Raw genomic sequence first — 13,121 nt, 5'->3', positions numbered from 1 at the left:
ACCCCTGCCGCCGTGGAATTGATGGCCAGCGGCAACGACGCGCTTTTTGGTTACTTTTTGTCGCTCGGACAAAAAGTGACTCGCCGGCTACGCCGGCGAAACAGCGGCGCAGGCCAAGAGCGATACCCTGGTCTCAACCAAAACCCGCCGGCTACGCCGAGCGAAACAACGACGCCTGCCAAGCACGACCACCCAATCCCACGAGAAACGCCGCCGGCTACGCCAACAAAACAGCGGCGCCTGCCAAAACCAATATCAAGACTCCTTCGAAAGCTGCGCAATCCGCTTCCAGTGCGCATCCTCCTGAGGCAACTCAACCAGGAACTGCCGCCGATCCGCGATATCAACATAAGTCGACTGCCGCGCGCAGAAGTCCTTGAAGGCCGGCGTGCGCGCAATACGCACCAGTTCTTCGGACAGCCGTTCGACGATGGGCGCCGGCGTCTGCACCGGCGCGAGCGCGCCCATCCACGACGACACCTTGAAGCCGGGCAAGCCCACCTGCGCCGCGGTCGGAACGTTCGGGATCTCGGGCCAGCGTTCGGGGCTCGTGACCACAAGCCCGCGCAGCTTGCCGGCCTTGACCATCGGCACGACGCTCGGCGCGCCCTGGCAGGTGAAGTCCACCTGGCCCGCGATCACGTCGGTCACCGCCGGGCTGTTGCCTTTGTAGGGAATGTGTTTGGCCCGTGTTTTTGTCAGGTCGTTCAGCACCACTGTGCAAAGATGAGAGGTGCTGCCAGCCCCGCCCGACGCGTACGTGATGTCACCGGGCTTGCGTTTCATCGCGGCGACCAGTTCTTCCAGCGTGCGGTACGGCGAATCGGCCTTGACCGCGAGGCACAGCGCGGAACTGCTCAGCCTGGCCAGCGGCGCGAAGTCCTTGACCGGATCGAAGTTGACCGGCCCGTCGACGAACCAGCGCGTGGTCAGATGCGGGATGCCGGCGAACAGCAGCGTATAGCCATCGGCCGGCGATTTGGCGACGGCTTCGGCGCCGATCAGGCCGCCAGCACCGGCACGGTTGTCGACCATGACCGGGGACTTCAGGCTCTTCGACAAGGCCTCGGCCACGAAGCGCGCCGTGACATCCACCGCGGTGCCGGCAGAGGCTGGCACGATGATGCGGATCGGCCTGGATGGGTACTGCTCGCCAAACACTGCTGGCGCGCACGCAACCGCGCCCAGCGATGCCATGGATCTCAGGAAATCCCTTCTGCCGGTCATGTCGTCTCCTTGGATTTGTAATGGGGATATGGCTGCGCGCAGACGGTTCAATCCAGGATCGGCGTCCTGTTCCGTGCCTTGAAACCTCCGCGCAAACCGGGCGCTACACCAGCGTCATGATTTCGTCGTCGGGCGCGCGGCTGGTGCGGAAGCTGTTGGCCGGGTGTGCAGGGTCGGCATAGCCGAACGAGATCGCGCACACCATCTTGCGGTCATCGCCGATGCCGAAGTGCGAGCGCACGAACTTCGCGTGCCGGGCAATCGCGGCCTGCGGCGTGGTCGCAATGCCGTGCGCGTGCGCAGCGAGCAGGAACGACGCGATGAAGCCGCCGCAGTCGACGGCCGCGTAGGGGCCGAGGTCTGCCGCCATCGTCACGATGGCCACGTGCGGCGCGCCGAACAGCCTGAAATTCTCGAAGCTCTGGCTCGCGCGGCGTTCGCGGTCGTGCCGGTCGATGCCGAGCGCTTCATAGAGCCGGTAGCCGGTTTCCTGTCGGCGCTGTGCGTGCAGGCCACGGTAGGCATCGGGGAACGGAATATCGGAGTCCACCTCGGGTGCGTGGCTGGCTTCCTCGACCAGCGCGTTGCGGAAGCGCTCCGTCGTGTCGAGCGAGCCGATGACGAGGTGCCAGGGCTGCACGTTGCACCATGAAGCGCATTGCTTCGCGGTGCTCACGATGCTGCGGATCAGCGCGTCGGGCACGGCTTCGTTGCGGTATGCCCGGCAGGTGAAGCGCTCGGACATCAGCCGGTTGAGCGTGTCGAGGTCGTTGCCGGGCTGGCTGCTGTCGGGGTGCTGCGGCATTGCATATCTCCTGTCCATCACGGGCCAGGGAGTGGCCCAATCATGCCAAGCCACTATAGGGACGGAATGCGGCAGCGAGTCGGATCGAGCCGCGGGCATTCCGTACCTTGAACGTTGGCCCACGAGGTGTGCTTTGACGTTAGCAGTGCATGAGATTCGCCAGGTCCGCGACGCCTGTGCGCGGGTCCATTTTCCTCAGCATGGCGAGCAATGCCTGGGCCCGTTCGCTGCCAAGCACATCGGTGGTCAGTTCCATGAACTTCGCGTCCTGCGCTTCCTCCGACATCGGGTTCGCGAGCGTGCCGATCGGGTCTTCCACGAACACGTGCTCCGTCGAGCCGTCGCGGAAGGTGGCCGTCACGTCGGCCACGAACTTGCCCGGATAGCGCTGTTCGAGTTCGGGCGCTTCGGAGATGCGAATGCTGCGTGCCGTGGCAATGACCGGGGCCATGTCGATGCGGGCGGCGAGGTAGTCGCGGTGGACGCGATAGCCGTTGCCCAGGCCGAGCAGCGCGAACGCCATCTGCGTCGGCAGGCTGAACTGCACGTGCTCGATATTGGACGGCTCGTAGGCGTTGGCATTGGCGTTGCCGACCACGACGTTGAACGCCGGGTGGATGCGCGCATGCACGTCCGTGATGTCGGCGCGGCGGCTCGCGAACGGCCGGATCGCGTCGATATAGGCATGCGTGCAATAGCACGCGCAATACGCCTTGAGCCAGACCGTGCCGATCTCGAATGGCTGGTCGAGCCGGAACCGGTCTTCCGCGCCGTCGCCGGGCCCGCGTTGCAGGAAGGTGCGGAACAGTCCCTTGTTGCCGCTCAGGAAGGCGCGTGGCCCTGTGATGCCCGCCTGTGCCATGTCCGCGGCGACCATGCCGTTGCGCGTGCCGATGCCCGCATGCACGCGCTTGATCGAGCCGCCGGTCGACGTGTACTCGGTAGTACCGGACGCATGGCTCAGCGCGATGGCGAGCGCGTGCAGCGTCGTCTCCGCATCGAACTTGCGGAGCTTGGCCGCGACCGCCGCCGCGCCGAAGTTCGACAGCACCGCATGCGGATGGAAGCCGCGCTTGAGCAGGTCGGGTGCTGCCAGCACGCCGATGCGCGTGTAGACCTCGTAGCCGGCAACGAGCGCGGTGATGATGTCTTCGAGACTCGATCCCAGCTCCTCACCGATCGCCAGCGCAGCAGGAATCACGCAACTCCCGGGGTGACTCGCGCTGGGGCCGTGCGCGTCGTCGTACTCGAAGCCGTGGCCATAGGCGCCGTTGACGAACGCGGCGTCGGCTGCGCTCATGGTGAGCGAGTGGGCCGCCACATGGCTGCGGCCCGGACGCTGTTGCGATGTCGCATAGGCGAGCACCTGTTGCGACCACGGCATCTGCGAGGTGCCGATCTGCAGCGCAAGCTGGTCGCGCATGAGCCGGCTGACGCCGGCATGCGCCGGGGCGTCGAGATGGCCGAAGGTCAGTTCCTGGATCAGGCGGACAACGGCTTGCTCCAGCGGGGGGCATTGGGATGGGGAAGTGGACGGTTGTTGGGACATGAAGGCGGTCTCTTTCGAGGATGTTATGGAGACGCTGTCCCGACACTCGTGGACGCGCAACGTTGGCGTTCAGAGTCGCCGCCCGTCCGTGGCGAGTCAATGCGTAACCGTGCGCTGTTCCGTTCATTGAAAGTGCATGCGAGCACTGTGCAGGGTGCACGAGAGCCGGGAGAGCGGATTTTCTGGTGGGGAAGCGGGGGCATGGCAGTACGGCCAACAGCCAGCGTCGTGCTGACCAACCGTGAGACCCGATTGCGCCAAAAACGCCTGCCAGGGGAGGACAGGCGGGTTGAATACTCGGGAGGGTCAGATCACGAGTGCGAGCCAGTCGGGGAGCATAGAAGTAGTCCGGTTCCGCAGACGCCGGATCGCTGCATGGAATATGGGAATCGGACGTGCGAAGCGGTCCCGGGGATGGACCGAAGCGCGCTACATCAGGCCGTTCTGCACGGCGTATTGATAGAGTTCCGCATCGCTGCGAATGCCAAGCTTCTCCATGGCGCTGTGCTTGTGGGTACTGATCGTCTTGATGCTGCGATGCAGGTGCTGCGCGACCGCTGACACCGACATGCCGCCGGCATACAGACGGACCACTTCAATTTCGCGCGGGCTCAATACCTGGGCCGGCGTTGTCGCAGGCCGGTTGATGCCCAGGGCCTCCATTTCGCGCTGCACGGATTTCCCCAGGAAAGGCCTTCCCTGAAACGCGGTAACGATCGCCGATGGCAACTCCGCCATGTCGCCGCGCTTGTTCAGGACACCCAGAGCCCCGGCATCACGCATGCTTTGCAGCAGCGCAGCATTGTCGAGCATCGTCAGTACGACAATGCGGACCTGCGAGAAGCGCCGGCGGATGGCGCCCAGCATGGCAAGTCCGTCTGCATTGCGTTCGCTGGGCATGGAGAAGTCAGTGACGAGAACATCGCATGACGTGGTTTCCAGCATGTCCATCAGTGAATCGGCGCTTTGGGCTTCCCCAACGATGGTGAAGCCGAGTTCCGTTGACAGCACATGACGGGCACCCACCAGGATCAGCGGGTGGTCGTCGGCAAGCATGACTCGAATAATCATCACCTACCCCTTGTAGTTATTGTGGCCCTTGCGGTTGAAGAAATCCGATCCCAGTGTAGAGGCTCGCGAGAAAAGAATCTGCCATGGCGTGCGTGCAGATCAACGAAGGTGCCGAGTGCCGCTACGCCGTTCGGGGCACTGCGAGTTGATTCAGTACGTGAGACATCATCTCCAGCATGGTTTTTCCTGCTGCCCGAATCTTGCCTACGTCTCCCTGTTTCACGATGACGCCGAACTCATCAAAAAGCTGGTCGATATACGCATGCTGAAACACCGCCAGCGCGCCGCCTGCGCGATGGCACCACTGGCGTAGCTCGGAAATCGAGCTATTGCGCAGGCTGGCTTCCAGTGCATCACGATCGGAGCCGATGGAGCTCAGGCACGTGCTCAACATGGCGTCGGACCATGGCGCGCCACCGAGAGCCTGGATGAAGTCCTGTTCGTGGATCTTTGAAGCGTCGAAGTTCAGCCCGCTCGCTTCTTCAAGGCCACTGGCCTGGCGGCTGCTCGCCACAACCCGCGTCGCGACGTGTTCCGGCTCGCTTAGTGCGCGCGAAATGGCCTTCTGCATCGAAGCCAGCGTAGTCGGCTTCAGAACGCATCCATTCATGCCGACATCGAAGCACCGCTGATGCTCTTCCGCAAGCGTCGTGGCTGTAACGCCGATGACAGGCAACGCACGCAAGCGTTCATCGGTGTTGGTGCGAATCGCACGCGTCAGTTCGAAGCCATCCATGACAGGCATATGGCAATCCGTCAGGACCAGGTCGAAATGCTCGCGGTGCAAGGTCTGCAGCGCCTCCTGACCGTCACCGCACAGCGTGCACCGATAGCCGAGCAGACTGAGCTGCTGCTTGATCAGTTCACGGTTGATCGGATGGTCTTCTGCCACCAGGATGCGCGGTGGCGTGAACCGGCCATGCAGGGCAACGGGCAACGCGGCTGTGCTGGTGCAGGCAGGCTCCGTTACGGCTGCGGCCACGGCGGCCTGGCTTCCGATCGACGCCTGGATGGCACCAAGGAACGCGCCCCAGCGAAGCGGGTTCTGACTGAGCCGGACCTGGTCTCCCAGCACGCGGAAACCGAGCTGCTTGGGAGCCCTGGTGACATAGACCAGCCGACTCGAAGGGACACCCGGCGGCGGCGTGTCGCCGTCAATGAGATGGGAATAGCGACTGGCCTTGTCGGGGAGTGTCGACAGCACAACCAGGCCGGCTGCCTCGGCATGGGCACGCACGGAGGCCGCGAGCTCTGCATCGGAGATATCGAGGAAAACCTGCTTTCCATGGAAGGTGGGCAGATCGTACCGGGCATGGACCACCGGGCACCGCAGGCGCAGCGTGACACTCGTGCCTTCGCCGGGCTCGCTTTGCATGCTCAGCTTGCCGCCCATCAGGCCGGCGAGCCGCTTGCAGATGGACAAGCCCAGCCCGGTGCCGCCGTATCGGCGCGTCGAAGTGGGTTCGCTCTGTACAAACGGCGCGAAAAGCCGTTGCAGGTTGTCGGGTGAGATGCCTATGCCGGTGTCAGACACAGTAATGGTCAGTTCGGCTTCGCCGTCCGACACGGCCGCCGCTTCCATGCGGAGAATGACCTCGCCATGGTCGGTGAACTTGATGGCATTCCCCAGCAGATTAAACAGGATCTGCCGCAGCCGGATGGCGTCGGCGTGGATGGTGGCGGGCACTTCTGCCGCAATATGCACGCGCAGATGAAGCTTCTTGCCATGCGCCTGCGGTGCCAGCAAGCCGAGCACGCTGTCGGAGAGTTCGCGAAGATCCATCGGGGCGGGCAGAATGGCCAGCCGGCCCGCTTCGATCTTGGCATAGTCGAGCACGTCGTCCAGGATCTGCGCGAGCGCCTGGCCCGACTCGACGACCAGGGCAAGCATCTTCTGCTGCTCCGACGTCAGCGCGGTGGACTGGAGCACTTCGACCAGGCCGAGCACGCCGTTCAACGGTGTGCGAATCTCATGGCTCATCATGGCAAGGAAGCTTTCCTTGGCGCGCAGCGCGGCCTCGGCGGCATCCTTCGCCTTTGCCAGGGCTTCGGCCTGGGTGTGCTGATCCGTGACATCGGCAATGACGCCGCTCCAGAGCGTGGCATTTTCGTCCCGGCGAGCGACCGCACGGAAGTTGACCCAGCGGATGCCATGCCGGCCAACCAGTCGGCATTCGAGGTCGAAGGGCTCCCGGGTCTCCTCGGATCGGTCCAGCTCGGCTTGCACGCGTTCACGGTCATCGGGATGGAGGAAATGGTCCAGCGCTTGCGCGTCACCGAGCAGGTCGTCCGGCGACAGTCCCATGGTTTCGTCGCCGTTGCCCGCCGCATAGGTGAACTCCGCATGCGCTCCTGTTCGACGCAGGCGCCGCATCTGGTACACGATGGCAGGCAGGCTGCTGGTGACGTCCTGCAGCCGGCGTTCGAGCAGCAGTGCGCGCTGTTGTGCCTCGTAGATTTCGGTGATGTCCGCCAGTGTTGCGATGACCCCGCCTGCGCTGCCGTCGCCAGCGCGAAACGGGCGCACGCCGTAGATCATGGTGTGCGCCTGGCCCGCGGCGTCGCGGAAAGCCAGTTGGGCGTCACGCGGTGTCATGGTGGCGATGGCCTCCTCGCAGAGGTCGTCGATAACGTGGAGACTGGCTTCGGGTTGCCGCGCGTCCAGGGCATCCGCTTTCCTGCCGATCAGTCGGTGCTTCGACATCCCGACAAGCGCTTCGAATGCGGCATTCACCTCGACGTATCGCTGGTCGGAGTCCTTCGCGACCACGGGATACGGCAAAGACTCCATCAGCGCATCCTTCAGCGCGAGCTGGCACTGGAGCTGTTGCTCCGCTGCGCGGCGCCGCCGGATTTCCCTGCGCAGCCGCGAGTAGTTGAAGGCGACGGCAAACATCGCGATGGCGCAAAGCAGCAGAAGCGGCCAGATGCGTCGCACGATCGTGCCCCACGGGGCATCGAACCGGTAGTTGGCGGCCTGCCAGCGCGAACGGATCCGGAGCTTCTCCAGCTCCGGCATCATGACCATTGCCCGCTTGAATGCCGGGACCAGTTCGGCGATGCCGGGGGCCGTCATCAGGACAAGATCCTGCTGGAAGCCGGCCGGCCCGACAATGCGGAGCTCGCCCGGGTACTCGCTGCGGATCAGGGCGTCCATGGTCGTCAGGTTGCCGATCATGGCATCGGCGCGGTGCTCGCTTACCGCATTCAGTGCGTCGCGGGTGCTCTTGACATGAACGAGCACCACGTCCGGCAGGCGCTCACGAATCGCGACGGACATCGGCTCGTCATCGGCGATGGCAAGTCGCTTGCCCGCGAGCGACGGGAGGCCGGGCGCGAGTGTTGCGGACGCCGGGGCAACGATCGCCATCGGCGCTGTCTCGTAGGCACCCACCGTCACCACCAGGGGAGAGCCCCGCTGTTGCGACGTGCCGGCAATGACGTCGACGGTACCGGCCTTCGCCTGTTGTATCGCGTCAGCAAGGTCGCGGGTGCGCACAAACTCGACCGGCACGCCGAGCATCTTGCCGAGGTAGGTAATGTAGTCGACGGTAATGCCAACTTCCTGGCGCTCGCCATTTTCGAACGCATAAGGCGGCAAGGGCGCCACTATGGTGTAGCGGATCATGCCGCGGCGTTGCAGCACGTCTCGTTCGGGGGCGGAAACGGTAAAGGGGCCTTTCGCCAGCGCGCCATGGTTCTGCAGCCAGCGATCACGAAGCTTCTCCAGCACGACATCGGGAATCCGCGCCAGCTGGCGGTCAATCTCGGCAAGGATCGCATTGCTTCTTACCGGACCGCCAAAGTGAAAGCCCGCCCAGCGGGGATGCAGCAGACGGACACCGCGCAAGGTGGCGTAGTGTGGCTGCTCAAGCAGGTGGTTGACCGAGAACGTCAGGCCGAGATAGGCATCTGCTTCGCCAATGACGACTTTGTCCAGCGCGTCGGTGACGGTTGCGGTTTCGGTGAGATTGGCCTGATGATGATCTTTGCGCCATTCTGCCGTCCACGGAGAACCGGCTTCCAGTGCAACGCGGGCATTGTCAAGGAAACCCGGATCCGACGCTCGCTGATCGCCCTGTCGCGCCACCAGCACCACGCTGCGTTCGAGATAGGGCGCCGAATAGTGCAGGCAGTGCTGGAATTCGTCGCGCGGCACCGCGCTCATGACGAGGTCGACGTCTCCCTTGCAGGCCGCTTCAAGCAAGGACCTGCGATCGGGAAAGCTGCGCGCCTGCAGGCGACTGCCGGAGCCTTCGAGCAACTGCCGCAGCAGGTCTCCGCTGAAGCCGGTCAGCTGGCCGTTCTTTACGCCCTCGATTGGCATCATCTCATCGACTATGACACCGACCACAATGCGGGACGGAAGTGCGGGAGCGGCGCGCACGGGGGTTGCCGCCATCGCGGGTACGGTGAGCATGGCGACCAGCAGGATCAAGCCGGCCATGATCGCTGTCATGGCGGCCGACATGACGGAAGTCTTCGATGGCCGTGCGTCCGTCGCCTGCTGCCTCCGGCGTGCTGTTGAGATGTCCACTTGCATTGTCTGACTCCGGGGAGTGCTCACGCCGCTCCCTGCTTGGGGGCTACCGTGCGAGCCCGCATTGCCGTTCGTTCACACGATTGCTCCGGCGTCCGCATGGCCGCGAAGCAGCCAGGGCATGAGCAGGCCGGCAATCACGGCGCCAAGAATCGGGGCGGCCCAGAACATCCAGAGCTGGTCGATCGCCCATCCCTGCATCAACAGCGCCGGCCCTGTCGAGCGCGCGGGGTTGACGGAGGTGTTTGTCACCGGAATCGAAACCAGGTGGATCAACGTCAGCGCAAGCCCGATCGCCAATGGCGCGGTCCGCGCTCCTTCGCGCTTGCTGGTGGCGCCAAGGACGATCGCCACGAAGAAGAACGTCATGACCGTTTCGCAGACAAAGCAGGCCAGCAGTGAATAGCCGCGAGGCGAATGCTCGGCGAAGCCGTTCGCGGCAAACGTGCTGTGTGCCGGATCAAAATCGGGGGATCCCGTTGCGATGACCGAAAGCAGCCATGCTGCGCCGATCGCACCGACCACCTGGGCGGCGATATACGGAAACACCTGGCTCCAGGAGAAGCGGCCGGCCGTTGCCATGCCGATTGTCACAGCGGGGTTCAGGTGGGCACCGGAGACCGGGCCGACTGCATAGGCCATGGTCAGCACGGTCAGACCGAATGCAAGGGAGACGCCAGTCAGGCCGATGCCGGCGCCGTCCGGCACCGATGCGGCCAGGATCGCGGCGCCACAACCACCGAAGGTAAGCCAGAATGTGCCAAAGCCTTCAGCAAAGAGTTTCTTCGGGAATGACATTGCAGACACCAATTGAATTCCGAGCGGGCGGGTTTCTTCTTGCGAGGCGGCCATCGACGCCGAAGCGTGCCGATCGGGTGCGTGCCAAAGCGGCCTGAGTGCCTGCTCAAGACTGATCTTAGTAACGCCCTTGTTACCATCGACTAGGAATTGTCCGAATCGCAGGTATTTCCGCTGCGGCGATGCCTGGCCCTGGCGTCAGGACGATTGGTCCTGGTCAGGTCTGCTGGGCGGGATCCACCACCACCTGCGGCAGCGAGGCATCGAACCGATAGCCGTGGGAATAGACCGGCGTGACTGCAGCGCCGGTCTTCGGTCCCATGCGCAACGTTCGGCGCAGGCGGGAGATAAGCCCGGCAAGGGCCCGCGACCGGTTGTCCAGTTCAAAACCCCAGACGGTTCGTTCGATCAAGGTGTTCGACAGCACGCGGCCAGGATTGGTGAACAGCAACAACGCCAGTTCGAACTCCTTCTGCGTGAGAGATATACGCGTCGATTCCAGGTTGACGAACTGACCGTGGCAGTTAAGTTCGTAGGGGCCCGCCCGGACAATGCTTCCCGCTGATCTGGAAGATGTTCCGGCGCGCCTGCATACCGCTGATACTCTCGCGAGCAGTTCGAGTGGCCGCACGGCGCCCGCCAGATAGTCATCGGCTCCGGCATTCAATGCATCGGCCACATGGCGTTCGTCGTTGTCCCCGCCCATCGCAATGATGGGGCTGGCATGTGTCCAGCCGGCGCGGATCACGCGGATCAGGTCGGCGCACGGCATGTCGATGCCTCGGGCGTCGATCAGCAGCAGGTCGGCGGTGGACCCGCAAATGCCGTTGACGAGTCCGGATTTGCTGGAGCAGAGCTGGCATTCGTGGCCGGCTTCCTGCAGGAGGCCGGCCGTGGCGGTCGCGGTTTCCCGGTCGTCGCTCACCAGGAAGACTTTCACCATGGCTGCCGCTCCGGTCTCAGGGGTCGGGTGCTTGTTGCGAGCATGAGCAGCGGGCACGAGCGAGGGCTGGGATGAGCGCCAACCGGCACGCAGTCATTCATGCGAAAGAGGAATGTCATGGAGATCGCCGGCCTTGGGAAATGCTGTGTGGGTGTAGCGAACCGGAAGCGGCGGCGTCTTGTCTCGTGCGATCCTGGTTCAGTCGGGCAAGCGCATCGGGCGCGCACGGTCCCCCGACCACCGGCCCTTCCGCGAAATCGCAGCCGAGCGTGGCAAGCATTTCCACGTCGGAACGCCGCTGTACCGAAGTGGCGACTACCCGCATGTCCAATGCCTTGGCAAGTGCCACGATTCCGGAAACCACGCGCTGGACCAGCGGGTCGAATCCGATGCCGTTGATCAGGTCGGACGCCAGCTTGATCTCGCTGACCGGAAGGTCGATCAGGTTTGCCAGCGTGGTTCCGGTCGCACCGTAGTTCCGGATAGAGAATTCCACGCCCTGTTGCCGCAAGAGCAGCAGCCGCGCAGCCAGTGCCTGAAGACCATTGGGATCGAGGTCCGGAAGATCCAGTTCGAACGTGATATCGCGTGCGTGCAGCCCATACCTGTTGAGGGCAGTCTCCAGCCCTTCCGGGCTATCGGACCGGTTCAGCAGGCAAAGCGGGACGATGCAGGAAACCGCCGGATGAAAGTCGTATTGCCGCCAAAGCACCATCGCTTCGCCGATACGGCGCAGTGAATGGTGAAACAGCACGCAGGCATGCTCGGTTCCGGTTACCAGCCGGACCAGATCCCGCATATCCAGCCACCCGTGCAACGGGTGATGCCAACTCAGCCGTGCTTCGGCCGCGATGATTTCCTGGTCATGAGCCCGGCATGCCGACTGCGGCAGGAACCTGACCTGGATCTCGCCACGCGCCAGCGCGGCCGCCACCTCTTCCGCCGGGATACGCGGACTCGGCGCCCGCGCTTGCGAGCAAGGTGCCGAAGTCCCTTGCGAGATCACGAGTCCCAGCAGTACGTTGGGGCTGATGGGGTCCACGGCGTAGCCGCGCACACGGATCCCGTGCGCCTGCGCCAGCCGCATCGTGTTCGTGAGAAGGATGGGGTCGCCGTGGGTGGTCAGTACCAGGTCCGGCCTTTCGCCGCATCCGATGATGGCGTCGATCAGGTTGGTGTTGCCATGCTCACATGCGGGCAATGCACAGACCACGACGTCCCAGCTGCCGGCTTCCAGATGCTTCAGGGCGTCATCGACGTCTTCGGCAGCTTCGCAGTACATGTCACCGGCCTGATTTAATGCGGCCTGCGTATGGGCGCGCTGGCAAGCACGACTGTCGATGACAAGTACGTTGATGGTCATGATGATGCCTCCGGCGGAGGGTGAATCGGAAAATGGGTCCCGCACTCGCAGTGCAGCAGGTCGCTTCGCTTCAAGCCTGTTGCCGCGATCGTCCGGAACCATCCGGTGCAACGGCCGGGCGTGGTGGCATATCTTCGGCATGAAGCGGATCGCGCTGCGTATGGCGAGGAGACGCTCTTGAAGTTAGGCCTGCCGCGACGGCATCCGTATCGGAATTGTCTGAATCGGGGTGGTGTGGCTCATACGCTCGTGCAACCACACGATTGCTGTGCGCCCTGCCGGTGATTGCGCTCGGCATCGCCCTGTTCGTCGCGCAGCCGCGCGAATCGCCGTGGCTGTCGGCGCGCCAGAGCACCAGCCCGCAATAGGTTGAACAGGTGCCCTGGCAGGCAGCCACATATTGCTGCGTGATGCCGGTGGGTGTGGTCATGTGCGCGCTCCAGCGACGATGTGTGATGTTCGACGCATCCTTTATCGCCAATCGCAGCGCTGTCTTGGCTCGGATTATTCCTAGTCCGGTTGCACAATATTTTGGTCAGACATAGACATTGGTGACTTGCCGGGAATTCTGGTCCTGCCGAAAGGAACCATCCCGCATTGCTTGCCGGATCTGCCGCGGATGACTCCGGTGCCTCATCCAGCCAGTGCGTGGGCTCGGCTGTTCACACTGGAACCCTATTCATCCCCCGTCACGCCGCCGGCGCTTCGCTGCGCGCTGCTTCTCGGAATATTCCGATGCCTGTACGACTTCGCGAATCCAACAATGGGTTCTGTCGATGGCGCTGCTGCAAGTCCTGCAGTTGCATCTCCACCGAAAGTACATCA

The 13,121-nt window shown here is 63.7% G+C and carries 9 protein-coding genes; all 9 read right to left on the bottom strand.

Annotation, left to right across the window (positions count from 1 at the left end):
- Nucleotides 1-255 precede the first annotated feature (255 nt).
- Entirely contained in the window at nucleotides 256-1,227 is a 972-nt protein-coding gene (locus KHO41_RS26800) for a Bug family tripartite tricarboxylate transporter substrate binding protein (protein ID WP_211956274.1), read from the bottom strand.
- A 103-nt stretch (nucleotides 1,228-1,330) separates the two neighbouring features.
- Nucleotides 1,331-2,032, bottom strand: a complete 702-nt coding sequence (locus tag KHO41_RS26795; protein ID WP_211956273.1) for a nitroreductase — start codon at nucleotides 2,030-2,032, stop codon at nucleotides 1,331-1,333.
- Nucleotides 2,033-2,171: 139 nt separating this feature from the next.
- Nucleotides 2,172-3,581 (bottom strand): MmgE/PrpD family protein, encoded by a 1,410-nt coding sequence (locus KHO41_RS26790; RefSeq protein ID WP_211956272.1) that lies wholly within the window; start codon nucleotides 3,579-3,581, stop codon nucleotides 2,172-2,174.
- A gap of 429 nt (nucleotides 3,582-4,010) precedes the next feature.
- On the bottom strand, nucleotides 4,011-4,652 hold the full coding sequence (locus KHO41_RS26785; RefSeq protein ID WP_211956271.1) for a response regulator transcription factor: 642 nt from the start codon (nucleotides 4,650-4,652) through the stop codon (nucleotides 4,011-4,013).
- Between the two features lie 121 nt (nucleotides 4,653-4,773).
- Nucleotides 4,774-9,195 carry an ATP-binding protein gene (locus KHO41_RS26780; protein ID WP_211956270.1) on the bottom strand — a complete coding sequence of 1,474 codons (4,422 nt, stop codon included), beginning with the start codon at nucleotides 9,193-9,195 and terminating at the stop codon, nucleotides 4,774-4,776.
- Nucleotides 9,196-9,267: 72 nt separating this feature from the next.
- The gene (aqpZ, locus tag KHO41_RS26775; protein WP_211956269.1) at nucleotides 9,268-9,990 is read right to left on the bottom strand and encodes an aquaporin Z; all 723 of its coding nucleotides are present in this window, start codon (nucleotides 9,988-9,990) and stop codon (nucleotides 9,268-9,270) included.
- A gap of 217 nt (nucleotides 9,991-10,207) precedes the next feature.
- Nucleotides 10,208-10,990, bottom strand: a complete 783-nt coding sequence (locus KHO41_RS26770) for a response regulator transcription factor (protein WP_211956268.1) — start codon at nucleotides 10,988-10,990, stop codon at nucleotides 10,208-10,210.
- Nucleotides 10,991-11,048: 58 nt separating this feature from the next.
- On the bottom strand, nucleotides 11,049-12,296 hold the full coding sequence (locus tag KHO41_RS26765; protein WP_211956267.1) for an EAL domain-containing response regulator: 1,248 nt from the start codon (nucleotides 12,294-12,296) through the stop codon (nucleotides 11,049-11,051).
- A gap of 70 nt (nucleotides 12,297-12,366) precedes the next feature.
- Nucleotides 12,367-12,726, bottom strand: coding sequence for a hypothetical protein (locus KHO41_RS26760; protein ID WP_211956266.1), 360 nt, complete (start codon nucleotides 12,724-12,726; stop codon nucleotides 12,367-12,369).
- Nucleotides 12,727-13,121 lie beyond the last annotated feature (395 nt).

Source organism: Cupriavidus numazuensis, assembly GCF_905397435.1.
GTDB classification, from domain to species: domain Bacteria; phylum Pseudomonadota; class Gammaproteobacteria; order Burkholderiales; family Burkholderiaceae; genus Cupriavidus; species Cupriavidus numazuensis.
Note: the sequence above shows the minus strand (reverse complement) of the source record. Positions and strands in the feature narration are given on the sequence as shown.